At 69.6% G+C, this 26,775-nt stretch carries 23 protein-coding genes, 1 tRNA gene and 2 pseudogenes; 12 read left to right on the top strand and 14 right to left on the bottom strand.

The genetic code is table 11. From position 1 onward, the window contains the following. Positions 1-668: 668 nt before the first annotated feature. The 4 genes from E1287_RS27765 to E1287_RS27750 form a co-directional block, all read right to left on the bottom strand. Positions 669-1,364 carry a DUF1775 domain-containing protein gene (locus tag E1287_RS27765; RefSeq protein WP_165969207.1) on the bottom strand — a complete coding sequence of 232 codons (696 nt, stop codon included), beginning with the start codon at positions 1,362-1,364 and terminating at the stop codon, positions 669-671. 73 nt (positions 1,365-1,437) lie between these two features. Further along, a complete protein-coding gene (locus E1287_RS27760) occupies positions 1,438-3,012 on the bottom strand; it encodes a YncE family protein (protein WP_165969206.1) in 1,575 nt (524 codons plus the stop codon). A 151-nt stretch (positions 3,013-3,163) separates the two neighbouring features. After that, entirely contained in the window at positions 3,164-3,844 is a 681-nt protein-coding gene (locus tag E1287_RS27755; RefSeq protein WP_131968023.1) for a hypothetical protein, read from the bottom strand. Further along, complete coding sequence (locus tag E1287_RS27750) at positions 3,829-4,383, bottom strand: sigma-70 family RNA polymerase sigma factor (RefSeq protein WP_207934496.1); 555 nt, start codon at positions 4,381-4,383, stop codon at positions 3,829-3,831. Before E1287_RS27750 ends, E1287_RS27755 begins: the two co-directional genes overlap by 16 nt. Positions 4,384-4,688: 305 nt before the next feature. Between E1287_RS27750 and E1287_RS27745 the strand changes: the two genes are divergently transcribed. Further along, complete coding sequence (locus tag E1287_RS27745; protein WP_131968022.1) at positions 4,689-5,123, top strand: hypothetical protein; 435 nt, start codon at positions 4,689-4,691, stop codon at positions 5,121-5,123. Positions 5,124-5,826: 703 nt separating this feature from the next. Here the strand turns inward: E1287_RS27745 and E1287_RS27735 are convergent. Further along, the gene (locus E1287_RS27735; RefSeq protein WP_131968021.1) at positions 5,827-6,006 is read right to left on the bottom strand and encodes a DUF1737 domain-containing protein; all 180 of its coding nucleotides are present in this window, start codon (positions 6,004-6,006) and stop codon (positions 5,827-5,829) included. Between the two features lie 1,281 nt (positions 6,007-7,287). Here E1287_RS27735 and E1287_RS27725 point away from each other — a divergent pair. Beyond that, positions 7,288-9,150: a CocE/NonD family hydrolase gene (locus E1287_RS27725; RefSeq protein ID WP_131968020.1), complete on the top strand. Its 1,863-nt coding sequence runs from the start codon at positions 7,288-7,290 to the stop codon at positions 9,148-9,150. 107 nt (positions 9,151-9,257) lie between these two features. On the opposite strand, the gene E1287_RS27720 is transcribed toward E1287_RS27725, so the two are convergent. Further along, positions 9,258-11,426: an MMPL family transporter gene (locus tag E1287_RS27720; RefSeq protein ID WP_131968019.1), complete on the bottom strand. Its 2,169-nt coding sequence runs from the start codon at positions 11,424-11,426 to the stop codon at positions 9,258-9,260. Between the two features lie 321 nt (positions 11,427-11,747). On the opposite strand from E1287_RS27720, the gene E1287_RS27715 reads away from it, so the two are divergent. Continuing rightward, the gene (locus E1287_RS27715) at positions 11,748-12,902 is read left to right on the top strand and encodes a sensor histidine kinase (protein ID WP_207934495.1); all 1,155 of its coding nucleotides are present in this window, start codon (positions 11,748-11,750) and stop codon (positions 12,900-12,902) included. A 58-nt stretch (positions 12,903-12,960) separates the two neighbouring features. Continuing rightward, entirely contained in the window at positions 12,961-13,638 is a 678-nt protein-coding gene (locus E1287_RS27710) for a response regulator transcription factor (RefSeq protein ID WP_131968017.1), read from the top strand. 342 nt (positions 13,639-13,980) lie between these two features. Here E1287_RS27710 and E1287_RS27705 read toward each other — a convergent pair whose 3' ends face one another. From E1287_RS27705 to E1287_RS27695, 3 genes are all read right to left on the bottom strand, one after another. Then, positions 13,981-14,913 carry an alpha/beta hydrolase gene (locus tag E1287_RS27705; protein ID WP_243719482.1) on the bottom strand — a complete coding sequence of 311 codons (933 nt, stop codon included), beginning with the start codon at positions 14,911-14,913 and terminating at the stop codon, positions 13,981-13,983. A gap of 196 nt (positions 14,914-15,109) precedes the next feature. Continuing rightward, positions 15,110-15,796, bottom strand: coding sequence for a response regulator transcription factor (locus E1287_RS27700; RefSeq protein WP_131968016.1), 687 nt, complete (start codon positions 15,794-15,796; stop codon positions 15,110-15,112). After that, positions 15,793-16,563: a sensor histidine kinase gene (locus E1287_RS27695; RefSeq protein WP_243719481.1), complete on the bottom strand. Its 771-nt coding sequence runs from the start codon at positions 16,561-16,563 to the stop codon at positions 15,793-15,795. Before E1287_RS27695 ends, E1287_RS27700 begins: the two co-directional genes overlap by 4 nt. 166 nt (positions 16,564-16,729) lie before the next feature. Between E1287_RS27695 and E1287_RS27690 the strand changes: the two genes are divergently transcribed. After that, positions 16,730-18,073: an FAD-binding oxidoreductase gene (locus tag E1287_RS27690; protein ID WP_131968014.1), complete on the top strand. Its 1,344-nt coding sequence runs from the start codon at positions 16,730-16,732 to the stop codon at positions 18,071-18,073. A gap of 745 nt (positions 18,074-18,818) precedes the next feature. Then, a complete protein-coding gene (locus E1287_RS27680; protein ID WP_131968012.1) occupies positions 18,819-19,775 on the top strand; it encodes an NAD(P)-dependent alcohol dehydrogenase in 957 nt (318 codons plus the stop codon). Positions 19,776-19,827: 52 nt separating this feature from the next. Here the strand turns inward: E1287_RS27680 and E1287_RS27675 are convergent, their stop codons facing one another. From E1287_RS27675 to E1287_RS45850, 3 genes and pseudogenes are all read right to left on the bottom strand, one after another. Continuing rightward, positions 19,828-20,148 (bottom strand): hypothetical protein, encoded by a 321-nt coding sequence (locus E1287_RS27675; RefSeq protein ID WP_131968011.1) that lies wholly within the window; start codon positions 20,146-20,148, stop codon positions 19,828-19,830. Further along, positions 20,145-20,891: a hypothetical protein gene (locus tag E1287_RS27670; RefSeq protein ID WP_131968010.1), complete on the bottom strand. Its 747-nt coding sequence runs from the start codon at positions 20,889-20,891 to the stop codon at positions 20,145-20,147. Before E1287_RS27670 ends, E1287_RS27675 begins: the two co-directional genes overlap by 4 nt. 447 nt (positions 20,892-21,338) lie before the next feature. Next, positions 21,339-21,605: pseudogene (locus E1287_RS45850) on the bottom strand (glycosyltransferase); the annotation flags it as partial. 12 nt (positions 21,606-21,617) lie between these two features. Between E1287_RS45850 and E1287_RS46630 the strand changes: the two are divergent. The 4 genes and pseudogenes from E1287_RS46630 (at position 21,618) to E1287_RS45840 (ending at position 24,660) form a co-directional block, all read left to right on the top strand. Next, a pseudogene (locus tag E1287_RS46630) lies at positions 21,618-22,127 on the top strand (hypothetical protein). An 838-nt stretch (positions 22,128-22,965) separates the two neighbouring features. Continuing rightward, positions 22,966-23,835 carry a class II glutamine amidotransferase gene (locus E1287_RS27660; RefSeq protein WP_131968008.1) on the top strand — a complete coding sequence of 290 codons (870 nt, stop codon included), beginning with the start codon at positions 22,966-22,968 and terminating at the stop codon, positions 23,833-23,835. Positions 23,836-23,900: 65 nt separating this feature from the next. Then, positions 23,901-24,125: a hypothetical protein gene (locus tag E1287_RS45845; protein WP_243719479.1), complete on the top strand. Its 225-nt coding sequence runs from the start codon at positions 23,901-23,903 to the stop codon at positions 24,123-24,125. Positions 24,126-24,189: 64 nt separating this feature from the next. Then, a complete protein-coding gene (locus E1287_RS45840) occupies positions 24,190-24,660 on the top strand; it encodes a site-specific integrase (protein ID WP_279507052.1) in 471 nt (156 codons plus the stop codon). 307 nt (positions 24,661-24,967) lie between these two features. Here E1287_RS45840 and E1287_RS27650 read toward each other — a convergent pair. Beyond that, positions 24,968-25,033, bottom strand: a tRNA-Arg gene (locus E1287_RS27650). 144 nt (positions 25,034-25,177) lie between these two features. Between E1287_RS27650 and E1287_RS27645 the strand changes: the two genes are divergently transcribed. Together E1287_RS27645 and E1287_RS27640 are read left to right on the top strand one after the other, a co-directional pair. Then, on the top strand, positions 25,178-25,477 hold the full coding sequence (locus tag E1287_RS27645) for a DUF6247 family protein (RefSeq protein ID WP_131968006.1): 300 nt from the start codon (positions 25,178-25,180) through the stop codon (positions 25,475-25,477). Continuing rightward, the gene (locus E1287_RS27640) at positions 25,474-25,731 is read left to right on the top strand and encodes a hypothetical protein (RefSeq protein ID WP_131968005.1); all 258 of its coding nucleotides are present in this window, start codon (positions 25,474-25,476) and stop codon (positions 25,729-25,731) included. The genes E1287_RS27645 and E1287_RS27640 overlap by 4 nt, the downstream gene beginning before the upstream one ends. 542 nt (positions 25,732-26,273) lie before the next feature. Here E1287_RS27640 and E1287_RS44910 read toward each other — a convergent pair. Then, positions 26,274-26,775: HEPN domain-containing protein (locus tag E1287_RS44910; RefSeq protein ID WP_207934494.1), on the bottom strand; the 502-nt coding region annotated here is incomplete at its 5' end.

Here is a 26,775-nt window from a genome sequence, read left to right as displayed (position 1 = left end):
AGCCAGCGTCCTGCCCGACCTGGCTCGCCTATCCACCGAAGACGCCGCAGCCGTCAACGCCCGCACCAGACCCGAGCCGGACGAAACACCAGCCACCGGCCGCATCGTCCGGATGTCACCGGCGTCGAGCCGATGAGAAGCCGAGGCTGAGCATCGGATTCACCACGCAGGTGTCCGCCCCGACCCGTTCCGGGCGCGGACACCCGTCCACGCGTGTGGGCCTAGGGATATCTGCGACCTTCTCCTGTAGTTCGGCCACCGAGTACCCGTCGTATCCGCCTGAGGGTCGGCTGCCCGCCTCGCCGAGCCCCGCCGTCCTGCGCGGTCGGGATGGTCGGCTCGGAATGTTGCCGCTGTGGCCGGGGGAGAAGTGGGCCGGGACCTCATCGGGCACCTGGCGGCCCTGGGCACGCAGTTCACTGACGGTGCGCGAGTAGTACCCAGTCGTCCAGGCCGTATCCGGGGTAACAAATTTGAGAGCGTTTGTTTGGTCCGGGGACCCCTCATGCGAGCAGGTGCTGGCCGCCGTTGCCGCCGAGCAGGAAGACGACCCGCCGGTTCCTCGGCAGCCGTGCGCATGGTGACCATGCGACTTCGATCAGCGGTCGGGCGCTTGCGCGTTGAGCCCGGCCACCTGTTTCGTGGCCGGGCTCAACGCGCATGGGATGTCAGTGCTTTCGTCCGGAGTGTGCGGACCTTCGCCGTAGCCGCCGGGCGAGCGCGGCGAGACCGACTGCGGCGAGCGTCCCCGCCACCGAGACGACGGCAAGGGGAATGTCCTGCCCCTCGGCCGGCTCCGCGGCCATGTCCGCCCGGGGGGTCGCCGACAGTTCCGGCGCCTCATTGATCGCAGAGTGGGACTGTTCTTCCGGCTCGCCACCCGGCGGGGCTTCTGGCACCGCGTCCGGGTCGAGGACCAGCTCGGGAGAGGGGAACTCCGGCTCCTGCCCACCGGTCGTGGGCTGGTTCCAGTTCACGACCGATCCGTCGGAGTACGTCTGCGCCGTGTCGAAGCGGAGGATTCCCACTTTCGGCAGCGGAGCCGCACGCACGGTGAAGGTCTGGGTCTCGGCGGGCTGAACCTCATTTCCAGGCTTGGCCGTCCAGACGATACTGGAGCCGCCATTCGCCATTCCGTTCCCGGCCGCCCGGCTGATCGTCCAGCCCTTGACCGCCGGGACGGAATCGGCGCTCACCCCTTCGGGCAGCGTGATGGCGATACGGACCGTGGTGCTGACCTCCTTCTCGCTGGGGACGCGGAATTTCAGGGTGGCGGGCTTTCCCGCCTCGGCGCCCTCCGACAGGAGGCGTACGTGCGCGGATGCGGGAGTGGGCAGCAGCACCCCGCCGGCGCCGGCGACCATGGCGGCCACCAGAGTCCGCGGAAGCCGGTTTCGGCTCACGTTTCGATATGCGCGTTTCATTGGGCACTCAGTTTCAGCAGCAGCAGAACAGCAGGGATGCCGAGTCGACCTCACGGCCGGCCGGAGGCTCGTGCGAGTGGTCGCTCGCCTTCTTCAGCGACGCCAGGGTCTGCGCCGAGGCCCGTCCCTTCGACTTGAGCACGATCTTCTTCCCGGTGAACTGGGAGAAGGACAGCACCTGCGGCGCCTTGCCGCCCTCGTCGGTGGTGAAGGAGACCAGCGGGGTGCTGCGCCCGGACGCCTCGACGGCGTACGCCTGGTACGTCGTGGCGGGCCTGAGGTCGCGCGCCTGCAACTGGACCATGTCGAGCCCGCCGACCGGCCGTACCGTCGCCTCGAGAATCCGGCCCTTCCCGCCCGGGCGCATCGCGTCGCCGTCCGAGCCGTCGGGGAGGACGGTCGCCACGCTCCTGGCGCCCTGCCCGAGTCCCTGGCGTCCGAGCCCGGGGGCGGAACCGGGGCTGGACACCGCCCCCGGAGCGTAGACGATGGCCTGGGGCTCCTGCCCGGTCTTGATCGTGTCGATCACCCGGTTGGTCTTGGTGTCGATGACGTCGACCGCGTCGGACTTCTCCAGCCCGACGTACATGCGCGTCCCGTCACCGTTGGGCCAGGAGCCGTGCGGAGCGCGCCCGTGGTTGCGCACGCGCGTGACCAGCCTGGGCGTCCCGGATTCCGTGCGCTCGTAGACGAGCGTCTGATCGAGGCCGCCGACGGTCAGGTAGACGAACGAGCCGAGCGAGTTGTCCGCGAAGTTGGGATGGTTGGTGTCCGGGCCGGTGTTCAGCACGGCCTTGACCTTCTTCGTGGCGAGGTCGACCACGCTGACCTTGCCGACGCGCTTGTGCGCCGCCCAGATCTCCTTGCCGTCCGGGGAGATGGCGGCGTCGGACGAGAAGGGGTCGGCGAGCCCCGTGATGCGGCCGGTGACCCTGCGGGACTTCACGTCCACGACGGTGATCTCCGGTGCGCTGATGTGGTTGACGTAGGCGAACCTGCCGTCGGGGCTCATCAGCACCTTCGAGGGGCCGTCGCCGACCTTGACGCGCCCGTCGACACCGCCACGATCGGCGTCGACGATGGTCACGGTGTCCCGGCCGCGGTCGGCGACCCAGAACTCGCCACCGTCCGCGGTGAAGTTGCCCTCGTGCGCGGCGCGGCCGGCGTCGGTGTGGCTGAGCACCTTGTTCGTGCGGGTGTCGATGATGTCGACGGTGTTGCTGGCCACGCTGACCACGCCCAGGCGCTGGCGGCCCGCGTGGTACCCGAGCCCGTGGACGCCGGCGTTGTCGAGGTACTGCGGGTTGAGCGTCAAGCCGAGACGCTGGTCGCCGAGACGGATGGAGCCCAGCGTCTTGCCGCTGGCCGGGTCGATCACCGTGACCGTGTTGGAGCTCTGATCGGCCGTGTAGACCCGGTCGCGGTCCGAGATGGGCGTCGGTTTCTGCGCCTTGACGGCCGCGACCAGGCGGCCGCCCTGGGCGGGGAAGGCCGATGGCCCATCGGCCGCGGCGGCGACGCCGAAGGCCGAGGCGCAGGCGGCGGCCAGCACCGTGGTCGCGCCGATGACATGTCTGACAGAAAACACGGACAAACCTCCACAAAAGGGATCTGCGATGGATGGGGGGAGCGAGCGATGGCGCGGCATGGCGCCGTGCGGGGACTACGGCAGGCCGGAGCCGGTCAGCGGTCCCGGCCGCCGGCCTCCCGGGGTTTCTTGGTCAGCGAGGTGTGCGCGGTCACCGGGGTGTGCGCGGGGGCGACTTCACGGGCAGCCGCGCCACCATCCGCCCGTCCTCGTCCTGGACGAGGAGCATGATGATCTCCGACCGGGCCATCGCCGTCACCATGCGGGTGCGCATGCGCGCCTCGCCGCCCGCGTGCACGCTGCCGGCCGACTCGCGCCTGCCCTCCGCGTCGCCGGTCAGGAAGCGGTAGGTCGCACCGGGCCGGAGCCCGGACAGGGACACCGGCACCTCCGTGCCCCAGCTGTACTCGATCATCGGCTCGTGCCGGGACAGCGTGACCGTCCCGGCAGGCGGCGCCTCAGGGCTGTCACCCGGGACCACCGTCGTCAGCACGGCGCAGGCGGCGAGCACCAGCCCGGCCGCCGCGGCCGCGAGCCGATGCCGTCCCCCCGATGTCCGCCGCGGGCCGGTGCCGAGCGGCTCACCGCGTTCTTCGACGGACACCGGTCCGGTCGCGAACCGCGACACCGGCGGGAACCCGGAGCCCGGGTGGCCGGGCTCGGCCCGTTCGAACGTCCTGATCACCCGGCGTACCCCGGCCGCCTCGGCGGAACAGTCGGCGCAGTGCGCAATGTGGCGGGCCAGCGGAGCCGGCAGCGGACGGTCCAGCAGGAGCAGTTCGGTGAGTTCGACGTGGATCGCGTGGCAGGAAAGAGTCACGGGGCCAGCCATCCCTTCTCGTCGAGGATCTCGCGCAAGGCGCGCACGCCGTAGTAGAGCCGACTGCGCACGGTGGAAGCCGGAATGCCGAGTTCGGTGGCGAGGTCGGCGCACGTCCGGCCGAGGAAGTACACGTCCAGGACGACCTGGCGGTGGTCGTCCGAGAGCCGCCGCAACGCCTCGTCGAGTTCTATGCGCGTCAGAAGCTGATCGAACGGGTCGCGCGGGTCCCGCTGCTGCTCGCCCGCTTCCACCGGCCCGGCCAGCGGTGCCCGCGCGGTCCTGTGCCGCCTGGCGTCCGTCACGACGTTGCGGGCGATCGCGAACAACCACGTGCGCAGGCTCGCACGGCGGTGGTCGAACGAGGCGGCGGACCGCCACGCCCTGACGAACGTCTCCTGCACGACATCTTCGGCGAGTTGCCGATCGGCGAGGGCGTTGCACGCGAAGCCGAGCAACTCCTGGCCGTGCCGGTCGTAGGCGAGCCGCATGCCCTGCTCGCTGTCCAGGGAGCCAGGGGACTCCTGCCGGGCAGCGGGCCGACGACCCAACCTCCATGACTGGGCCACCGCTACACCCGCCCGCCGCATGCCGCCTGCCGGCTGCACTCCGCCACTGCCGAACACCCCTTCACCGCACCGGACGATTTGTCACGGGGGATACGCGGGCCATGGAAAGCGTGTTGAAGACCGCCCCTGTGACCTAAGTCATACAGCGGCCGTCCCCAACGAGACTCCGTGCTCATTGTGCGCTAGCCGACATGCGGACGTCCGCCCCCCAGGCCCCGTGGCCCGGACCAGCCGGCGCGCGTCGGGGGCCGCGGTACCAGCCATGAGGCGCGCCGTTGGAGGTCACGATGACCGTTACCACCGACCGGGCGACCGGAGTCGCCGACGATCCGCGCGACCTGGTCTCGCCGGAGACGTTCGACAAGATCACCGACTTTCTCGTCACCCGGCACCGCGTCACCCGCCGGTACGCCGAGCGCGTGTTCGCCCAGACCCTGGTCTTCCTCAAGGCCGTCGCCGACAACCCCGACATCCGCATCGTGCCCGACATCTCCGTGGACCCGGGATGGCACGCCTTCATCGAGCACACCATCGAGTACGCCGAGTTCTGCGACCCTGTCGCCGGCCGGTTCCTGCACCACGTCCCGATCATGATCGAGGACATCGGCTCCGGCGCCGTGATGGCCCGCACCATCCCGGCGCTGCACGCCACCGGCTACCAGGTCGACATGGAGTTCTGGGAGACCGGCGAGAGCTGCTGCCCGCCTCAGCCGTGCTTCTGACCGACTGAGAAAGGCGACCCCATGCACGGCACGTGGACCGACCTGCCCGTCGAGGTTCACCGGGCCGTCCAGGCGCACACGGCAATGTTGGAGTCCACCGGGTTTGCTGAAGTGATGTGTCCCTGGCCTGCAGGTTTGTGTCTGCTGGGTTCGGTGGTCGCCTCTTCATCTGCCGTGTAGATGGCGGGGCATGGTCTTCATCAAGGGTTCTGGTGGGGTGTATCGGCGGTGTGGCTGTGTGGACCCGCAGTCGGGGAAGGCGTTGGGCGCGCGGTGCCCAAAGCGGGGACTGGCCGTCGGCATGGGAGCTGGTATGTCCGGCTGGAATTGCCGGTCGGGTCCGATGGGCGCCGGCGACGGGTTCGGCGTGGTGGCTTCGCCACGCGGAAGACGGCCGAGGAGGCCCTGGTGCAACTGGGTAAGCCTCGGGTGCGGGTGGTGGGCTGCTCACGGTCGGGGAGTGGCTCGCGCACCGCGCGGGTCGAGCACTGGCAACGGACGGGGAGCGGCCGCCGGTGGCGGTGTGGACGGCCACGCAGACCGCCGAGTTCCTGCACGCGATCCGAGGGCACCGGCTGTATGCGGCATGCCATCCGCCGACGACCATCCCGGATACGGCGAGGCGGCCCTTCCCGCCTCCTTGACCTCCTACAAGCCCCAGGAGCGGCGCAGCCACCTGGTTCGAGCTCGTTCCCAGGTGGTCTCAGCTCTCGTTTCGGATAAGGGCCTGGGCGACGATGACCCTGTCGCCGTTGAAGGTGAGGGACGGGGCGCCGTGCAGCTCGTACCCCAGGTCGAGTGCTTCGCTGACCCGCCAGCAGAAAGAATCGTCGTCGGGGCCGGTGAGGACGCGGTAGCGGGGAAGTTGCCGATCATCAGCCATGTCGCGATCCTACGGTGGGATGCATAAGCGGCGGCGCGACGACCAGGTGCTCTAAGAAGTCGGCGTCGGCGATCTCGATGCGTGGCCTTGGTCGCGCGGGAGGCTGCGTGAACACCTCTACAAGGTCGATCTCTGGGAGATCCGGCCGGACAATGCGGAGCCTAGGTCGACCAAGCCAGGCAAGGTCATCTCGTACACTGCGCGGTGGACGGTTGGCGGCCGTGAGACGTCCCGGACGTTCAAGCGGCCCCTCTGGCAAAGAGCTTCCTGTCCGACTCGCGATAGGTGGCCAAGGACGGTGAGGCATTCGACACGGACACGGATCTTCCGCCGTCCATGCCTAAGGCGGAATCCCGCGCTGCAGCTCGCCGGACAGCTGGCGGCGGCCTCGACCCTCCGGCGCAAGCGGGCGGTGTTTGAGCATGCGCTCGGCTACGCGGTCGAACTGCGGGGCCTGGCTTCCAATCCTCTTGACCGGGCGAGTCCGATGCAGGCTCAGGAGCTGTTGACGACGGTGTCCTATGTCGGCCGGTCGCGTGACCTAAGGCCGCCGGCGCGTCGTTCTCCGGCTCGGCCGATGCACAGGTCTGGAAGCGGGCCCGCGCTCTGGCGCTGACTCCAGATCAGGTCGAGTCACCCTTGGCGGCGTGTCCGTACGACTTGCGGCACGCGGCGGTGTCGCTGTGGCTGAACGCTGGCGTCCATGCGCCCGAAGCGGCTCAACGCGCTGGGCACGGTGGACGTGATGTTGCGTGTTTACGCTAAGTGCTGGGCAACGGGACGTCGCCAACCAGCGCATAGAGGACGCATTGGCGGCATGATCAGCAACCGCGGTGGAGAGGCTTCGGAGCGTCCGGGGTCCCTCTTCGCTTGTGTGCTGACCTGCAAAAACGTGGCCGAGGTCATTGACGAGCGAACACGATCCGGTGTCGTGCAGGTTCGGGCCCTGTGCAGGGCTACGTCCTGGGAGTCGCCGGGCTCATGGCGATCCTCGGTAGCGAGACCGCCCGGCACACCGGCGACACCTTCCGAGGCGGCTGGATCTTCGTTACCGCACTGGTGCCCATCAGCGCGGCGGGCGCGCTCCAGATCCGTCGGCGGCAGAGCATCCCGCACACCGAAGACGGTGACGATTCCCCACAAATCAGGCCGCTCGCCGCACCAGTCGACCCGCTCGTCCGACACCCCTGGACCGCCCTCCTGACCGTCCGGTGTGATCGTGCGATGCTCCGCCCGATGGGTGGGCGACCCCACCGCCACCGGCCAGGAAGGGGTGCGGCGATGCGCGCGAGACGGCGGACGACCTGGGCGAACGGACGGAGCCGCAGCTGGCGGCTGGCCCTCGGAGCGGCGGCTGTGGTGGTACTGGGTGGCGTCGCCGCCGCGCCACCGGCCGAGGCGGCGCCGAAGGCGGAGGAGTGCGAGTTCACCGTCCAGAAGGATGTCCCCGCCACCATGCGCGACGGGACGGTGTTGCGCAGCAACGTGTTCACGCCGAAAGGGGACGGCGAGTTCCCCGTCATCCTGATGCGGCTGCCCTACAACAAGGAGGGCGCCCTGAGCTTCGTCTATGGCGCCCCCGACCGTTACGCCAAGGCCTGCTACCTCGTCGTGGTGCAGGACGTCCGCGGCGAGTACAAGTCGGACGGCACCTTCTACCCGTACCGGAGTGAGGCTGAGGACGGCTACGACACCATCGAGTGGTCCGCCGCTCTGCCGCACTCCAACGGCAAGGTCGGCATGTACGGGTTCTCCTATCCGGGGCTCACGCAGTGGCTGCCCGCCACCCTCACGCCCCCGCACCTGGTCACGATCGCCCCGGCGTTCACGTCCTCCGACATCTACGACGGATGGACCTACGAGGGCGGCGCGCTGTACCAGTCGTTCATCCAGGACTGGCTGCTGAGCTTCCTCAACGGGGGCGTCATCAGCAAGCTCCCGGACGGCGCGAAGCTGCGGGCGGAGATGACCCAGGCGTCGCGGGACCTGCACGCCAAGTGGTACCGGCACCAGCCGCTGAACAACTTCCCGCCGCTGTACCCGGAGGACGACCGCATCGCGCCGTACTACTTCGACTGGATCGACCACCCGAGCGACGACGACTACTGGAAGCGCTGGAGCATCCGCACGAAGTATCCGCAGGTCAAGGTGCCGTCGCTGAATTTCGGCGGCTGGTCCGACATCTTCCTCAACGGGACGGTGGAGAACTTCGCCGGGATGCGCGCCCAGGGCGGGTCGGAGGTCGCCCGGCAGGGCACGCGGCTCCTCGTCGGGCCGTGGACGCACGGCGGCTCGGGCCGCAGGGTGGGCGCCGTCGACTTCGGTCCGGAGGCGGTCGTCGCGGTGGGCGATCTGCACCTCCGCTGGTTCGACCACTGGCTGAAGGGGATCGACAACGGCGTGGACGAGGATCCGCCGGTGAAGGTCTTCGTGATGGGCGCCAACAAGTGGCGCACGGCTGACTCCTGGCCGATCCCCGGCACCGTCAACACCACGTACTACCTGCACAGCAAGGGCGACGCGAACACGGCGAACGGCGGCGGCACGCTCGATACCACCGCGCCCGCGACGGACGAGAAGGCCGACCAGTACCAGTACGACCCGGCGAACCCGGTACCGAGCGTCGGCGGCCGTTTCCAGAGCTCGGTGCCCGGCGGCCCGCAGGACCAGCGGCCCGTCGAGCAGCGGCCGGACGTGCTGGTCTACAGCACCCCGCCGCTCACCAAGGACACCGAGGTCACCGGCCCGATCTCGGTCACGCTGTACGCCAGGTCCTCGGCGAAGGACACCGACTGGACGGCGAAGCTCACCGACGTCCAGCCGGACGGCACCTCGATGCTGGTCCGGGACGGCATCCAGCGCGCCCGGTACCGGGTCTCGCTGGAGAAGCCGGAGCTGATCACCCCCGGGGAGGTCTACAAGTACACGATCAAGCTGTGGCCGACCAGCAACCTGTTCAAGGCGGGCCACCGCATCCGGCTGGAGATCTCCAGCAGCAACTTCCCGATGTACGACCGGAACCCGAACACGGGCGGGAAGTTCGGCGCCGACACGACCACGCAGCCCGCGTCGCAGACCGTCCTGCACGACCCGGAGCACCCGTCGTCGATCACGCTGCCGATCATGCCGGCGCCCGTCCGCTGACCCCGGCGTAACGGCTGGCCCGCGCCCCCGCCGCGGGTCAGCCGGAGGCCAGGTAGACCTGCTCGAAGTGGGCGTTGCCGAACGTCCTCGAGCGCACACGGTGGCTTTCAGCCTTTGGTGGGGGCCTCGGTGCGGGATGCCGGCCGGGGCGTGCGTGGGGCATCGCCGGCGTGCTCGACGTTCAGGTGGGGCAGCCGGCGGTCGAGCCGGCGCGGCAGCCACCAGTTCGCGCGGCCCATCAGCGCCATGGCCGCCGGCACCAGCACCATCCGCACCAGCGTCGCGTCGAGCACGATCGCCGTGGTCAGCCCGAGGCCCAGCATCTTCGCCAGCGGCGAGGCGTTGAGGACGAGGCTGAGGAACACCGCCGTCATGATCAATGCGGCGGAGGTGATCACGCGGCCGCTGCTCGCCATGCCGCGGGCGACGGACTCGGCGTTGTCGCCCGTTGCGTCGTACTCCTCGCGGATGCGGGAGAGCAGGAACACCTCGTAGTCCATGGACAGGCCGAACAGGATCGCGAAGAAGATCGTGGGCAGCGGGGAGGCGATCAGGTACGTCCCTTCGAGGCCGAACAGGTCCGCCAGCCATCCCCACTGGAACACCGCGACCACGACGCCGTACGCGGCGCCGATCGACAGCAGGTTCATCACGACGGCCTTCAGCGGCACCGCGATGGACCGGAACACCAGCATGAGCAGCAGGAACGACGCGACCAGGATCGCCGCGACGAAGATCGGCAGGGTGGCGTCAAGCTGCCGGGTGAGGTCGTCGGTCATGGCCGTCAGGCCCGACACCGAGACGTTGGCGGGGACGAGGCCGCGCACGCGTTCGAGGGTCTGGGAGGTCTCGGTGTCGGCGGGCGCGGTCGTGGGGACGGCGGGCAGCACGACCGTGTCGCCGCCGGGGGAGGTCCGCGGAGTTCCGACCGTGGCGATGCCGGGGTCGGCGGCGAGGAGCTCCGACAGCGCGGGGATGCCCCGGGCGTCCACACCGGGGGCGCGCAGGTCGGCGACGAGCAGCAGCGGCGCGTTGAAGCCCGGGCCGAAGCCCTCGGACAGCAGGTCGTAGGCGCGGCGATGCGTGGTGCTCGGCGAGTCGTCGCCCGCGTCCGGGAAGCCCGTTCGCATCGACAGGGCCGGGGCGGCCAGCAGGAGCAGCACCGCCGATGCCGCGATCAGGTACGGCCACGGCCGGCCGGAGACACGGTGGGCGTGGCGCCACCAGGCCGTGTCCGCGGCCTGCTTGACGGGACGCCGGCGGCGCGTCAGCCGTCCCCGGTCGATGCGGTCGCCGAGCACCGACAGCAGGGCCGGCAGCAGCGTGAGGGCGGTGCCCACGGCGAACAGCACGACGATCGAGACGCTGATGCCCACCGAGATCAGGAAGCCCAGGCCGGTCAGCAGGAGCGCGCCCATCGCCACGATGACGGTGCCGCCGGCGAAGAGGACGGCGGAGCCCGCCGATCCCATGGCGTCCGCCAGCGCGGTGGAGCCGTCCTGCCCGGCGGCGCGGTTCTCGCGATAGCGGGCCGTGATGAACAGGGCGTAGTCGATGCCGACGCCGAGGCCGATCACCGCGCCGATGGTCGGCGCGGCGCCGGAGACGTCCATCGTGGCGGCCAGGAGCGCGATGCCGCCCAGGCCCGCGGCGACCGTCACCAGGGCGAGCGTGATCGGCACGAGCGCGGCCACGACCGTCCCGAACGCGACGAGCAGGACGACCAGCGCGGCCACCAGCCCGGCGGCGTCGGTCGCCGACGTCGCCGGCTCGGCGTTGACGAAGGCCGCGTCGCCGCCGAGCTCGGCCCTGACGCCCGCCGCCCGGGCGGGTTCGAGCACGCCGGCGACCTCGGCGATCGGCTCCGCGCCCAGCTCGGTGTCCGGCCGGTCGAAGGCGATCTCGGCGAAGCCGATGCGCCCGTCACGCGACACCGTGCCCGCGGTGAACGGATCGGTCACCCCGGTCACGTGCTTCACGGCGGCGATCCGCGCGACCGCGGCCTCGACCGCTGGCCGGTAGCGCTCCAACCGCTGCCCTTCCGGGGCGGCGAACACCGCTCTGGCGCTGCCGCCGGACGCTTCGGGGAAGCGCTCGTCCAGCAGCTCCATCGCCTTCTCGCTCTGGCTTCCGGGGGCGGCGAAGTCGTCGGCGAACGAGCCGCCGACGGTGCCCGCGAGCCCCACGACGAGGGCGGCGGCGATCAACCACGCTCCGATGACGATCCATGGCCTGCGGGCGCTGACGGCGCCGATGCTGCGGACGAGGCGATGCATGACCGATGCTCCTGTTCCGGGCGGCGGGGCGCCGGGAGCGGCGCCGCGTTCCACGGTCCTCGCCGGGGCCTGCGAGGTCGCCCGCCCACAGGCGGTTCCGCCGTCCCACGCTGGGCGGGCGGCGCGCCGCGCACCCGCCCGCCGCGCGGCGGAGGCCCGCCTCCGACCGCGGGCGGATGACCGCGTCCCGGACCTCGCCTACGGTGAACCCGTGCCAGCCCACCAGCCGCGATGGCCCACCGCATGGATCACCGGGGAGCGACGGTGAGCCGTCCGGGCGCGCCGTCCCGCGCGCCGAGCGAGCACGTCAGAGGGAGAGGGGTGAACCCCTTCACCGCCTGGCCCCGCGCGGCGGACGCCGTCCTGGCGTTCGTCGCCTTCCTCCTTACGGTGTTCCTGAAGGACGGCCCGGGCGACTCGCTGCTCATCCGTCCCCTCGGCGAGGTCTCGCTCCTCGTCCTGCCGGTGTCGGCCGCGGGCGCCGCCGCACTCTACTGGCGCAGGCGGGGGCCCTTGATCGTGCTCGGCGTCGCGCTGGCCGTCTGGGCCGTGACGATCGTCGGCGGCGGGGAGCAGGGCGGACTCACGGTGCTCATCGCCCTCTACAGCGTGGGCCGTCATGGCGCCGTGAACCGGTACGTCCCGATGGGCATCACCGTGGCCGTCATCCTGCTCGGCATCGACGGCCGCGACGATGCGGCCCCCTGGCTGGAGGTGGTCATCGTCGGCATCCTCTTCATGTTCGGGTCGTGGTACGTCGGGCGCCGCCTCCGGCTGCGCGGGGAGCGCGCGGCCCAGCTGCTGCGCGAGCAGACCGCGGAGTCCCGCCGGATCCTGGCCGAGGAGCGCACCCGCATCGCCCGCGAACTGCACGACGTGGTCGCCCATCGGGTGAGCCTCATGACGATCCAGGCGGGCGCGGCCAAGGCCGTGGCCGCGCAGGATCTCGACGGCGCCCTGCAGGCGATGGGAGCGGTGGAGCAGGCCGGGCGTCAGGCGCTGGACGAGCTGCGCCACCTGCTCGGCGTCCTCCGCCCCGAAACCGACCTCGACGGCCTCGGCCCCCAGCCGGGCCTCGCCGATCTCCCCCGGCTTCTCGCGCAGATCCGCGCGGCCGGCGTGGAGGTCGCGCTGGTGGCGGACGTGGCGCCGGACGGACTGCCCGCCCGCGTGGACCTGTTCGCCTACCGCATCGTCCAGGAGGCGCTCACCAACGTGCTGAAGCACGCCGGCCCCGGCGCCCGCGCCGAGGTGCGGCTCGGTGCCGGCGAGAACGAGATCGTCATCGAGGTGCTGGACGACGGCACCGCCGTCATGGCCGGACCGGGCGCCGTGCGAGCCGGTACGGGAGGTCACGGCCTCGTGGGGATGCGGGAGCGGGCGCTACTGTTGGGCGGGACCGTCGACGCCCGGCCGCGCCCCGGCGGCGGGTTCCGGGTCGTCGCGCATCTGCCCACCGAGGGCCGGCCGACGTGAGCGGACGACGGGCCGCAGGGACTCGCGGGCACGCACCGCCGGGCGTGGAAGGAGCCGCGTGAGCATCCGCGTCCTCGTGGTCGACGATCAGGCACTGGTCCGCGGGGGCTTCGCCATGATCCTGCGGGTGCACGACGACATCGAGGTCGTGGCCGAGGCCGGTACCGGGCTGGAGGCGATCGAGGCGGCGCGGCGGCACCGTCCGGACGTGATCCTCATGGACATCCGGATGCCCGACATGGACGGCCTGGAGGCGACGTCCCGCATCCTGACCGGGTCCGACTGGGACGTCCGGGTCCTGATCCTGACCACTTTCGACCCTGACGAGTACGTCTACCGGGCTCTTCGCGCCGGTGCCAGCGGCTTCGTGCTCAAGGACATCCCCGCCGACCAGCTCGCCGACGCCGTCCGCACCGTGGCCGACGGCGGCGCGCTGCTGGCGCCGGTGATCACCCGCCGTCTCGTCACCCGGTTCGCCGAGCACCGCACCGTCAACGCCGCCACCGCGCGCCGCCTGGAGCGCCTCACCGACCGGGAGCGCGAGGTGATGGCCGCCATCGCACGCGGATCCAGCAACCCCGAGATCGCCAAGGAGCTCCACATCGGCGCCGCGACCGTCAAGTCGCACGTGTCGGGCATCCTCACCAAGCTCGGCCTGCGCGATCGCACCCAGATCGTGATCTTCGCGTACGAGAGCGGGCTGGTCGAGGCCGGCGACCACGACATCGGCCACTGAACAACAGGTCCCCGAGCACCACCGACGAGACCGTTCCATCCTGGATGGTCGTCGGTATTTCGGTGTGTACGAGTTTGAAAAGGCCTTTCTGGCGCATCGCGGTAAGCGGCCGGCCGGATCTTGCAGCAGTTGGCGCAGGGGGTGGCGCGGGCGTAAGCGGGCACCGCAGGCGCGGCAGACACCGGTGCTCAAGTTGCCGATCTTGCGGGTCCGACCGCATGCGCTCATGCCGCTGTCAGCGGGAGCTCCTCGACGGCGATCTTGTGCCGTAGTCCGGTAGCGCAGACTTGCGTGCGTCCGTGTTTGCGGGCGGAGAGTCCGTGCTCTGGTTTCGGTGCGGTCTCAGGTGAGGAAGTCGAGCAGGTGGTGGAGTGTTTCCTGGGGTGCTTCCTCGGGCAGGAAGTGGCCGGCTTGGATCGGGCCGCCGCGGACGTCGATGGCCCAGGTCTTCCAGAGGTCGAGCGGGTCGTACCATTGCCCGACCGGGCCCATGGCGCTCCACAGCACCAGCGTCGGGCATCCGATGCTCTGGCGGCCGCGGTCGTTCTGATCGTCGGCCACGTCCAGGGTGGCGGCTGCGCGGTACTGCTCGCAGATGGCGTGAATGGTGTCCGGATCGCTGAAGGCGGCGAGGTAGGCGGCTCGGACACGGTCGGGGAACACCTCAGGCACCTGGGACCAGGCATCGAGCATGTGGTCGAGCAGAGCCTGCGGCGCCGCCGCGATCATCTTTTCCGGTACCGGCTCTGGCGCCGCCAGGAACGACCAGACCCAGAATCCGAGGCTGAAGTCGGCGTCGGCGCGGGCGTAGGCCTCACCGGTGGGCACGACGTCCATCACCGCCAGGTGGCTGACCGCGGCGGGGTGGTCAAGTGCCATCCGGTAGGCGCACCGGGCGCCGCGGTCGTGGCCGGCCACCGCGAAACGGTCGAACCCCAGCCTCGTCATCACCTGGACCTGGTCGGCGGCGATCGCCCGCATCCGGTAAGGCCCATGGTCGGGTGTACTGGGCGGTTTGCCGCTGGCTCCGTAGCCGCGCAAGTCCGTCGCGATGACGGTGAACCGCTCAGCCAGGGCCGGCGCGACGCGGTGCCACATCAGGTGCGTCTCGGGGATGCCGTGCAGCAGCAGTACCGGTGGGCCGGTCCCACCCCGCACACCATGGATCGTCGTCTGTGATGTCGGAATGTCGAACTCTTCGAAACCCTCGAACACCACGCCGACGCTACTCCGCGGATACGACACCAACGACGAGCCAACCATCAGGCGCGCCAACGCCGAAGCCCACACACTCATGCCGCGGAACGGGCGTTGGATGGAGATCTTGGTCTCGCACGGAATTGCCGATGAGCGGGAGGCCGGTGTGTTTGGCCGGGGCTGCGGAGGACGTTGCGGGTGAGCGGGTCTGCATCCATCTGTGGTCGCCGCGGGCGGCCTCACAAAAAGGCTTTGCGAGGGGGAGTCGGTTGGTTCAGCGTGTGCCGTTGGTGGGTGGGCTGGAATCGCGGGGGCTCACCAGGCCGCTCTGGTAGGCGAACACAACGAGCTGGGCGCGGTCGCGCGCGCCGAGCTTGGTCATCGCCCTGCTGACGTGGGTCTTGGCCGTGGTGGGGCTGAGCACCAAGGTTTCGGCTATTTCGTCGTTGTTCAGTCCGTGGGCGACCAAGGCGACGACTTCACGTTCCCTGTTGGTCAGCGACTCCACTCCCGCCGCGGCCAGCACGTCCGGCGGCCGGGCGACGAACTCGCTGATCAGCCGGCGGGTGACCGCGGGAGAGAGCAGCGCGTCCCCGCGCTCCGCCACCCGCAGCGCCTGGAGCAGCTCGGCGGGGTGGGTGTCCTTGAGCAGGAAGCCGCTCGCGCCGGCCCGCAGCGCACGGAAGATGTACTCGTCCAGCCCGTAGTTGGTGAGGATGACGACGCGGACGTCGGCCAGCCGCGGGTCGGCGACGATCTGCCGGGTCGCCTCGATGCCGTCGAGCACCGGCATCTGGATGTCGACCAGCGCGATGTCGGGGCGGTGCTCGGCGGCCAGCGCGATCGCCTGCTGCCCGTCGGCGGCCTCGGCGACCACGTCGATGTCGTCCTCGGAGTCGAGCAGCGACCGGATCCCGTTGCGGATCAGCACCTGGTCGTCGGCCAGCAGGACACGGATCATGCCGCCGCCCGGATCGGCAGTTCGGCGCGTACCCGGAAGCCGCCGTCCTTGCGCGGCCCGGCGTGCAGGCGGCCGCCGAGCGCTGCGACCCGTTCGCGCATGCCGATCAGGCCGAGGCCCTGGCCCGCGGACGGGGCGCTGGGCACGGCGCCGTCGTTGTCCACCTGGACGATCAGCTCGTCCGGCTCGTAGCGCACCTGGACCGTGGCGCTCGCCCCCGCGGCGTGCCGTGAGACGTTGGTGAGCGCCTCCTGCACGATGCGGTAGGCGGCTTGGTCGACGTCGCGCGTGAGCCGGCATCGCGCACCGGTCACCGTCACGGTGACCTGCAGCCCGGCCGTGCGCGCCCGTGCCACCAGGCTTTCCAGCTGGCCGAGGCCGCTGCTCTGGCCGTCCTCGTCGGCGCGCAGCACGCTGAGTGTGGCCCGCAGTTCCCTGGCTGCGTCCGCGCCGGCCTCCTGGATCGCCAGCAGCGCGGGCGGCACCTCCTCACCGCGCTTGCCCGCCAGGTGCACCTCGACGCCGGCGTGCAGTTGGATCACCGAGATGCTGTGCGTGAGCGAATCGTGCAGTTCCCGCGCGATGCGCAACCGCTCCTCTACGGCCCTGCGCCTGGCGGCCTCGTCCTTGGTTCGCTCCGCCTCTTCGGCACGCTGCTCTACCTCGCGCAGGTGAAGCAGCCACATGCGGGCGGCGACGAGCATGACGCCTGCGGAGATGAGCCATCCGGCCCCATAAAGCCTCCGCAAGCCGCGATCGGTACGCATTCTCCGAGGATACGGGCCGGTTCCGCTGGCGCGTCCTCCCACCGGACCCATTGCCGCCTACTCCCGCCGTAGTACACGGGTGGACGGCTGACTCCCCGCTGAGCAGGAGAAAGACACGCCCTGTGCCCGACGACCGAAGACCTGCGGGGTCGGCACCATCGTCCCCATGACACAGATATCGAGCAGTGAACGTCCCGCAGCAGCGCTGGACACGGTCGCCGAAGTGCTGAGGCCGGGCGACGACGGCTACCCCGAGTCCGCGGCGATCCTGTTCGCCCACGGCGCGCCCGACCTGGTGGTCCGCCCCCGCGATGCGGCCGGGGTGGCGGCGGCGCTGCGCTACGCGGCCGACACCGGGCTGGCCGTGACGGTGCGGTCCGGCGGACACAGCATGGCGGGGTTGAGCACGAACACCGACGGAATGATCATCGACACGCGGCGGATCAACGATGTGCGCCTGCTGGACCCGGCCTCCGGGCGGGTGCGCGTCGGTGCGGGCGCGACCTGGGGTGCGGTGGCCGCGGCGCTGGGCCCGCACGGGCTTGGGCTGACCGCCGGAGACACCAAGCAGGTCGGTGTGGGCGGGCTGACGCTGGGAGGCGGCATCGGCTGGATGGTCCGCCGGCACGGGCTGGCCATCGACAGCCTGGCGGCGGTTCGGCTGGTCACCGCGGACGGTCGGCTGATCGGCGCGGACGCCGTCGAGCACGCCGACCTGTTCTGGGCGCTGCGCGGTGGCGGCGGCAACTTCGGCGTCGCGGTCGGCTTCGACTTCATCGCCCAGCCGATCACGTCCGTGCATTTCGGAACGATCAGCTACCAGGCCGGCGACCTGCCCGGGCTCATCGCCGGCTGGCGCGACCTGATGCGGGCCGCCGACGAGAAGCTGACCACGACGCTCAGCTTCATGCCGGCGATGTCGGGGCATCCCGCAGGCGTCACGCTGACGTGCTGCTACGCCGGTTCGGACGGCGGTGAGGCCGAGCAGGCGCTGCGTCCGTTCCGAGCACTCGCCCCGGTCACCTCCGACGGCATCAGGGCCATGCCCTACGCCGAAGTGCTCGAGGACGCCGGGCCGATGCCTCCCGGCCTGCGCATGGAGGTGCGCAACACCTTCTTCAGCACGCTCGACGACGCGCGCGTCGCCGCCGTCGACCAACTGTTCACCGGCGGCGGAGCGGCGCTCTCGCTACGCAGCATGGGCGGCGCGGCCGCGCGCGTCAGCGAGAACGCGACCGCCTTCGCCCACCGGGACGCCGAAGTCATGGTGGCGGCCGCCTTCCTGGTCCCCGACGCCGCGCCGCCCGGGCTCCTGGACCAGGCGTTGCACCGGTGGTCACAGGTCAAGGCCCGGGGCGCGGGCGCTTACGTCGGATTCCTCGGCTCGGCCGAACCCGCGGACGTCGCGGCGGCCTACCCGCCGGACACCTACCGGCGCCTCGCCGCGGTCAAACGCCGCTACGACCCCGCCAACGTGTTCCGGCGCACCCACAACGTCCTTCCCGCCTAGCCCCGAAGGAGGACACCGCTCCACGGCGACACCGAGCCGCCATCCGAACGTGCCGATGTGAGGGCCGGCTAGGCCCTGTGCATGACCTCATCGGGGCCGGGTGGGCCTGTTGGCGGGGATTGCCTCACCCGTTTCGGTCTCCGCGGGCGGGCCGTGGTCGTGCGCGCTTGTCGGCTACGACATCCACGCGTAGGGTCGCGTCGTTGCTCGGCGAGGGGCACGATCGCGCTGGCGGCGTCGGTACGGGCGGCTCGGCGGGTGTTGATGAGCAGCATCAGCGCGAGGGGTCCATCAATGCGGCACTCGCCGGTCGAGGCGTGCCCTCGTCCGCAAACATGCTGGAGCTGCCCGAGGCGTGACTGGCAACCCGGCGACATCGTTCTGCTGGGGAGGAGCGGTCACGCCGACTGCCTCGAACACAACGATGTAGCAGGCGTTGGTTCCGCGTCAGGGTCCCGGTTTGTCGCCGAGATCCGCGATCGTTCCGATCTGTTGCCTGCGGCCGAAATCGGCCGATCATGCTGGGCAGGCATTGGGTTAGCCTGCGGGTGAGACGCCGTTGCGCGCACGAGGGACGTCGTTGCGGGTTCTGCGTCATCCGCTGCCAGGGGATGGGCGGCGACGCGCAGTTCAGCAGGTTGCGACCTGTCGTCCCGCTCTGCCGCGTCGTCCGGCCAATGATCTTCGAGGCGAGTGTGATGCGGCTGAATCGGCAGGATCGACGCCCGGGCAGGGTGGAGGGGTCGTGAAGGCCGTCGTGTACGAACGGTATGGCGGCCTCGACGTTCTGCGGGTCGAAGACGTCTCGATGCCGTCGCCCGCCGCCGGGCAGGTGCTGGTGAAGGTCGAGGCGACGTCGGTCAATCTCAGCGACTGGGAAGGCTTGCGCGGCTCGCCGTTCTATGCGCGCGTAGGTGGCTTGCGGGCGCCGCGCCGCCCGATCTTGGGCTCGGACATCGCCGGCTGGGTCGAGGCCGTCGGCACCGGCGTCACTCGTTTCCAGCCCGGTGACGAGGTCTTCGGAGACAATCTCATGCTCAAGGGAGGGTTCGCGCAATACGCGGTCGCGCCCGAGTCGGCACTCGCCGTCAAGCCCGCCGGACTGACGTTCGCCGAGGCGTCGACCATTCCGCAGGCCGGCGCGATCGCCGTGCAGGGCACGGCAGGCGCCGCGGACGGACACCGGGTGCTGATCAATGGTGGCGGCGGGGGCACGGGTTCGTTCGCCATCCAATTGGCCAAACGACTCGGTGCGCACGTGACCGCTGTCGACAACGGCCGCAAGCTTGAGTTCATGCGGTCGCTGGGGGCCGATGCCGTGATCGACTACCAGCGCGACGATTTCACCCGCGATCGCGAGCCGTACGATCTCATCTTGGACCTCGTCGCTCATCGGTCGGTGTTCGCCTATCGTCGAGCGCTCGCTCCGGGCGGCCGGTATCGGTGCGCGGGCGGGTCGGTACGGGCGTTGCTGCGCGTGCTCACGATCGGCGCGATGGCCGGGCGGGTCACCCGCCGCCGGTTGGGGGTGCTCGTCGTCAAGGAAGGTCCGTCCCACTTCGAGCCGTTGACTCGATTGTGCGTCGCCGGTGACGTGGGCATTCACATCGATCGCTCTTTCGTGCTCGACCAGGTACCGCAAGCCCTCGCTCACGTCGGTGAGGGACGGGCCCTCGGCAAGGTCGTCGTCACCCCGCACTGACGGCCGGGGGCGGGTGCGCCAGGACGACACGCGAATCGGACTCGCCCCTGTGTCAAGGGGGAGCGGAGACAGGTTCCGTTTGAGGTGGCGGGACGACCACGCAGTGGGGTCGGGTGCGTCGCTGATAGGACGCGGCCGCGATGGCCAGGGCCCATCCGTAGCCGGCGAACGCGGTGGCGGCGGCGCAGCCGAGAAGGTATTGGGAAGGTGAGCCGGTCATGTTCAGCACGCCGGTGAACTGGAGGGCGAGATAGATCCAGGCGCCCGTGCCGTAGGCCGCGAGGGTGGGGGCGATCAGCCAGACCGGGGTCAGCGGCAGGAAGCGCGGCACCCGCTTGCCGGATAGCCACAGCGTCCAGCGCGGGAAGGTCATCCCCCATTTGCGTACCAGTCCCTGGAGCAGAAACTCGGCGGGAAGCGCGGTGCCGAGGGTGAAGGCCGGAATGAACAGGTCGCCGGGGGCCGCCAGGTCCCCACCCCGAAATGGTGGTGCATCGGCAAAGCGCAGCAGGTGGCAGGCGTAGTAGGGACAACCGCCAGACTTCCGAGGTGAGCGATGCGGCGGATACGGCCCGGCGCGGGCGGCGCGGGGCGCACGACGGCCGGCACCGAGCCTGGTGGGTGAGCCGGGCGGCCGCACCGGGGACAGCTGTTCCGCGTGCAATGGCGCCACGACAGTGCCGTCGCGAGGAACAACGCCGCCGCGACCGCGAAACCGAGCCGTTGTCCCAATCCCTCCCAGTCCGAGCGGCCGTCCCGGTCGCGCACTGTGCCGTCCACGGCCAGCTCGATCAAGTTCAGCAGCACAAACGCGCTTCCCGCCAGGGAGAGCACCACCATGGTCCACAGCCCCACCGACACCACCAATGGCGGCAGTCGCCGACCCCACTCGCGCACCGCCGCCAGGGCCAGGCTCGCCCCCATGAAGAGCGCGGCCACCGCCACCCAGACCAGGTACGGGATGTCGTACAGCGTCCTGCCGCCCAAGGCGATCGCCAGCAGAACACCTCCATACAGCAAGGCCCAACCACCGGCCACATAGCCGGCCCACAACGGCCACTGCCGCCACCAACCAGACCAAGCCACCGTGGCGGCGGACGCGGGCGGGATGTTCACGCGTGACCTCCGGGCCGAAGAAGGATGTCCTGGCCCCGTCAGCCTCCTTCACCGCCCGACCTGGTGCCTCGCCCGCAGGTACTCGACACCTCACCCACGCGGGGGAAGGCGGCCGGGCCGGGACACCTGGTGACCTCGAACAGGCACCCTGGGCAGCGGAACCGGCCCTTTGCTCGCGTCTGAGAGTGATCACGCCCCTGAGCAGGTAGCAACTCAGGCCTTCGATGGCCGTATCCGACATGCAGTCCGGCCCCAGCACCGATATCGCCGGCAGCGGACGCGTCCATGGTCCTGGTGGCGGGGCCGGCGCCGAATGTGCACCAATCGGCCACTTGTCGGGATGAGTTCCTAGCTCGGCCGCGTGCCGACGCTCGCCTTTGTATTCGGCGCGAAGAAGTTCTGAGTCGAGCGGCTCGGTGGACGGGACGTGTCGGGAGAGGTTCGTGCCCGCGTGGCCAAGCCGACCGGGACGGCGACGTTCCCGCCGGTGGCCAGCACCACATCGGGCCTGTTGTTGACGATGACGGCGCGGGCCTGCGCGACACCGAGCGGCATTCGCGCCATTTCCCGCACATTCGCGGGCGACACCAACCGCAGCGGGTTGGAAGCCCGGCGGATCTTCCCCGTTGCGACGGCGAACCTGATCCCCTCGGACTCGGCGACGCGCGCCTCCGGGCTGTCGGCGATCCCCACCCACAGGACGTCCAGGCCAGCGCGTTGGACTCCATGGTGCTGACCGTCGCGGTGCTGATCGGCCGCCATACCGAGATCCTGGCCTGGAACCGGCTGGCGGACGAGCTCACCGGCTGCCTGGACGACTCGCCCGGCCACCGGAGGGTCACGCACTGGTGTTTCTCCAACCAAACGCGCGATCGTGGCTCGGGGACTCCTGGGAGCGACAGGCCCGCACGAACGTGGCGCTCCTTCCGTCGCACCTGGCCCGGTATCCCGACGACGAGCGCTTGCGGGGCCATATCGGGGTGATGCGGGGCACAGAGCCCAGAGTTCGAACGGATGTGGCAGGAGCACGAGGTTGAGGAGTGGGTCCATCGGCGACGAGAGCTACGTTCTGGAGCACCCCGTGGTGGGGGTTTGGAGCTCGACTATCAGCGCATCGTCCTTCCCGAAGAGCCCGGGCTGAGTCTCCTGCTGTATTCGGCGGGGCAGGGGACGCCGGCACGGGAACGGCTCCAGCGCCTCGCAGTCCGGGCCACGCCCGGCCTCTCGTTCGACTGACCCCGAGCTCGGCCCGGCCCGTCCAGGCGCCCGCTCGCCACCGAGCCATGGTCGGCCCGAGCTGGCGGGCGGGCGCCTGCGTCACCGTCAGATGTCCAGGCGGACGAGCATCTTGCCGATGTTGGCGCCGCGGAGGACGCTCATTAGTGCGGCCGGTGCCTGTTCCAGCCCGTCCACCACCGTCTGTTCCGCGTGCAGCGAGCCGTCGGCGAGCCAGCCGGCGGCCTGTCTTTGGCGTAGGCGGTGTAGAGATTGCGCAGGCCGTTCACGGGCCGGTGGCGTCGTACTGGCCGATTGCTCCGACCAGGGCGAACCGGCCGCCCAGCCGCGCGGCGTCGATGGCGGGCGCCGAGGCGCCGGGCGAGTTGCCCTGCGACGATGCCGACCGCGCCGGCCGCGGCCGAGATGAACACCGTGTCGCCGCGCCGAACGGGAGCCACGCGGGCGAGCGCGGGCGTAGGCCGTCAGACCCGTCCTGCCCAGCGCTCCAATGGTGATCGCGCCACCGCTGAGTACGTTCACTGCCGGATCGGTTGCGTCTTGAAGATTGTTGGTGGAATTCACCAAATGCCTTGTATGTAGGGGCTTTGCCACTCTCCCGTTTAGTTGGTTGGGAAGCAAAGCCGGGCTTGCGTGATACGAGGCTGTTGCTGGCGGTATGGCGCGTGTGCCGGTTGACTGGGACCTACGGTAAGAGTCCCCAAACAAACATCGCCAGCGACGTTTGCTTATCGCGCGCTTCGGGCACGTCGTATCCGTTCCGGTGGCGCGCCCGCCTCAGGGGCGACGACCCAGCATACGTTCGCGATGGCGATTGTGATTGAAAGTAGCCAGGTAAATGTGCCGACTTTTCGGATTGACTACCGGTGGACCGCGCGTGGAGACCTCGTTCTGGCTGTTGGACTCGGCGTCGAGTCTGGTGAGCCAGAGCCGCAGGATGCCCGATGGGACGGGAATCGGCTGGTTCTCCCTGGGGAGCGAACCCGTGCGCGACCGCGCGCCCGTCGCGGCCTTCGAGGACGAGGATTTCGCCATGGCGGCCCGCCATGTCGTGTCGCATACCTTCATCAGCCATATTCGCTACGCGAGCACTGGACACCTTGATGTGCACAACACGCATCCGTTCGACATCAGAGACCGCCTTTTCGCGCATAACGGGGTCGTCCAGGGGCTGGACCTCATCGACTCCTGGCTCACAGACGTCGACCGCGCTCACGTCGAAGGAACGACCGACTCCGAACTGGTCTTCGCGTACATCACCGCGGAGATCGAACGGCAGGGTGACACGGCGACCGGGCTGATCGAGGCGGTGCGGCGGCTCGGCGAGCGGGTTCCGGTCTTTTCCCTTAACCTGCTGCTCGCCGAACGCGGCAAAATCTGGGCGCTGCGCTATCCCGAGAATCGTGAGCTGTGGTCGCTGACGCCCGAAGGCGGGGGGGTCGGCACCACGCGCACGTTGAACTCCGGCCAGTCCCGGCTTGAGGTCGGCCGGCCGGGGGAACCGGTCCCCGCCCATGTGGTGGCCAGCGAGCCTCTCGACGACGACCCTGACTGGCGCCTGCTCGAACCCGGTGAGCTACTGGTCATCGACGGGCTGAACGCCACCTCGTACTTCCCCTTCGACGAGCCCGCGCACAAGTTGCGCTTCGAGGATCTGGCCGGGACCGAGGCCCAGGCCATGTCAGGGGAGCACACCACCGTGACCTGACCGCCCGCCGCGCCGGCCACCGCGTGTGGGGCGTCTCGGCGGCGCCGAGAAACGTGGGAGAGTCCATGGTACTCGAACGGCCCGCGCTTCCGGCCGGTCAGGATTACCGGATCGGTCCGGATGGGTTCGATCAGGCCACGAGGCTGGCCCTGCTGGACAAGCTCTATGCTCATCTCACCGAGCGCGCCGACCACTCCCTCGAATACCAGGTGCGCCAGGACCTCAAGGGCACCGAGACACTCGGGCGGTTTCTCCGGCACCATATCAATAACGCGGGCGATTCTTCGTAGAAGCCATTTTCGGCATACATTCGCGCTGGCTCGAACGCGCAGTGCTCGACTACTATGCGCGGCTGTGGCACATCGATGGCGAGGCGTCCGGCTTCGATGCGGAGGATTCGGGCTACTGGGGCTACGTACTGTCCATGGGGAGCACGGAAGGCAATCTCTACGTCCCTGGAACGACACCGGATTCGTCTTCACCCAACCACACGGAAACCCGTTGGCGCCCATGGCCGTCTCCGAACAATTCCTGCTGTTGGCGATGGAGGCCGGACTCCCACCCGTCCGGCTGCACGACCTGCGGCACGGCGCCGCCACCATCCTGCTACGTGCCGGACACGACCTGAAAGTCGTGCAAGAGACGCTGGGGCTGTCGTCGATCACCATCGCCTCCGACACCTACATCAGCGTCCTGCCCGACCTGGCCCGCCAGTCCGCCGAAGACGCCGCCGCCGTCATCCTCAACGCCCGCACCGGACCCGAGCCGGACGAACCGGCAGCCACGGGCCGCGTCGTCCGGATGCCGCCAGCGTCGAGCCGATGAACGGCCGAGGTTGAGCATCGGATTCACCGCCCAGGTGTCCGCGCCCGAGCCGTTCCGGGCGCGGACACCCGTCCTCGCGTAGTGGCGTGGCTGGCGGCTCGAAGGGGCGGCAAGCGCCTGTGCGGCGGCGTTCCAGCGGGTACGGGGTGGTGATGGCCGGAGCGGTGGCTGGGCGGGTGATCGCAGTGATTCGCGAGCGTGGCGGCGACAGGTCGGCGACAACCGAGCGAACATCGAGCGAACACGGGGACATACCGGGACAGAATCCGGGATCTTGGCAGTGGTAAAACCGCAGGTCAGGTGGAGGCGCGCCCGGCAGGATTCGAACCCGCGACCGTCGGATTAGAAGTCCGAAGCTGTCTGAAGGCTCCGCACCCTCGTTCACCTGCGCGTACTCTCCGGCCGCACCGCCATCCGAACAAGATCATTCCGCACATGTTCCGGATCTTGCTCGGCGACCGCTTCCGCCGCTCGGGAGCCTCCACGCCCGACACGGCTCACAGGTAGATTGGACCCCATGACCGCCCAGCCCGAGGAACCGACCGCGCCGCGCGATCCCGGCGAGGATCCGGCGGCGATCTTCGATGCGCTCCCGCCGTCGCATCGCGACCAGTTCCGGGCCGAGTACGACGCCGCGCTCGACGCGGCCCACGACCTGGCGCGCTTCAAGCAGGTTCAGACTCTCCTACGTCAATGGCGTCTGCGGGCGATCGCCTACGACCGTCCCGGATACGACGAGGCGGTACAGGACGCCCTCCAGAGCCGGGAAGACACCTTCGCTCGCTACACCCCGCCGGGCTGGGAAGGTCGGGTGTGACGTACCGCTGGGACGGCTTCCACGGACGCGCGCTGTACGAACTGAACGGCATCCCCGACGAAGTCCGTGACGGCCCACTCCTGAACCGCCTCCTCGACCTCCTGGAAGCCCCATGGGATGCGGTACCGGAACGGCCAGGCCAAACAGCACTCCGACACGCCTTCTTCGGTGATAACAACGAGGGCATGCTCACGATCCTGGTGGACGAGGAATCCGAGACGCTCCGCATCATCGACATCCTCTGGACGGGCTAGCGGCGTAGCCGCTGTTCTTCCCCCACCTTCCTCCCCCGGCCCCGACGAGACCTGCACTGAGCGGCGGACGGGTTCTGTCAAGGGTGGCGCAGCCATCACGAAGTGACGCCCGAAGGGCGCCCTTGACAGGTTCCGGCCGCCGCCATCCTCAACACACGGGGTCGGGGGGAGCCACGCACATTTCCAGCCCAGGTTGCTACCTCCCTGAACCGGGGGGCTTCCGCCGGAGGCACTCCGGGGTATCTTGTTCGTGGCCTGAGCAGGGGCCTCGTGCCTGCGACATGTTCTTGGTGACGAAACGCCCGAGCAGGGGCTTCGAACCTGCGACCTTGGCGGCGGCGCGGCCCTCGTGACCGCCGGCAGCTGGCGGACGGAGCCGCGGCTTCGCGATGCGTGGCCCGGCGCGGCCGTCCGGTGACCGGCGCCCACGCCGCACGCTCCGGGCGGCCAGGCGCGGGGCCGCGCAGCGGCCTGAGCGCCGCCGCCCCTTGATCCAAAACAGCCAAATTCGGCAGTGGTGCGCACATGCGGGCCCGATAAGGCTACTCTGCCGTGCTCCGCGACAAGCCGAGTACTTCCCGTGCATGGGTTAGGGCTGCTTCTATCCGGTCCGCATGCCAAGTGACAGGATTGGAGGTTCGCTTCTTGTCTAGAACTGCTTGTGGAACCCCAGATTCGAGGAGCATGGCAACCCGCAGGACTGAATAGACGGATTCAGAAAGGAAATATAGCTCATTTCCGCTAAGCTTAGAGGGCCATTCTCCGAGATGAGTCAATTCATTTCGTACTTGAGCGATTGTTTGTGCCCATCTACCCTCTCTGCCGATCATCGGTCGGGTTGTCCCTTTCGCGATTACGGCAAGTTCCCTGAGTCTCTTGGGAAGCGGCGAATCGTTTCCATAATTCATTCGGCCCGTGAACCATTCCTTGTGTTCAGGAGGGGTGGCCGTCATATAAGCGGCCATGAGTTCATCGAACTGATGAACTTCCATATAAGTTCCCCCCTGTGTGATTCTATGGAAAGCTTCGGCAGCGTAGGTAATG

Origin of the sequence: Actinomadura sp. KC06, assembly GCF_004348735.1 — a bacterium.
Taxonomy (GTDB): Bacteria; Actinomycetota; Actinomycetes; order Streptosporangiales; family Streptosporangiaceae; genus Spirillospora.
This window is presented reverse-complemented; position numbering and strand designations above follow the sequence as displayed.

Bases quoted from the DNA above. Each gene is read 5' to 3' on its own strand.
- E1287_RS27765 (WP_165969207.1), bottom strand. From the start codon at position 1,364: ATGGTCGCCGGCGCCGGCGGGGTGCTGCTGCCCACTCCCGCATCCGCG.
- E1287_RS27755 (WP_131968023.1), bottom strand. From the start codon at position 3,844: ATGGCTGGCCCCGTGACTCTTTCCTGCCACGCGATCCACGTCGAACTC.
- E1287_RS27745 (WP_131968022.1), top strand. From the start codon at position 4,689: ATGACCGTTACCACCGACCGGGCGACCGGAGTCGCCGACGATCCGCGC.
- E1287_RS27735 (WP_131968021.1), bottom strand. From the start codon at position 6,006: ATGGCTGATGATCGGCAACTTCCCCGCTACCGCGTCCTCACCGGCCCC.
- E1287_RS27725 (WP_131968020.1), top strand. From the start codon at position 7,288: ATGCGCGCGAGACGGCGGACGACCTGGGCGAACGGACGGAGCCGCAGC.
- E1287_RS27720 (WP_131968019.1), bottom strand. From the start codon at position 11,426: ATGCATCGCCTCGTCCGCAGCATCGGCGCCGTCAGCGCCCGCAGGCCA.
- E1287_RS27700 (WP_131968016.1), bottom strand. From the start codon at position 15,796: ATGATCCGTGTCCTGCTGGCCGACGACCAGGTGCTGATCCGCAACGGG.
- E1287_RS27695 (WP_243719481.1), bottom strand. From the start codon at position 16,563: ATGCGTACCGATCGCGGCTTGCGGAGGCTTTATGGGGCCGGATGGCTC.
- E1287_RS27690 (WP_131968014.1), top strand. From the start codon at position 16,730: ATGACACAGATATCGAGCAGTGAACGTCCCGCAGCAGCGCTGGACACG.
- E1287_RS27675 (WP_131968011.1), bottom strand. From the start codon at position 20,148: ATGACCTTCCCGCGCTGGACGCTGTGGCTATCCGGCAAGCGGGTGCCG.
- E1287_RS27660 (WP_131968008.1), top strand. From the start codon at position 22,966: ATGTGCCGACTTTTCGGATTGACTACCGGTGGACCGCGCGTGGAGACC.
- E1287_RS45845 (WP_243719479.1), top strand. From the start codon at position 23,901: ATGGTACTCGAACGGCCCGCGCTTCCGGCCGGTCAGGATTACCGGATC.
- E1287_RS27645 (WP_131968006.1), top strand. From the start codon at position 25,178: ATGACCGCCCAGCCCGAGGAACCGACCGCGCCGCGCGATCCCGGCGAG.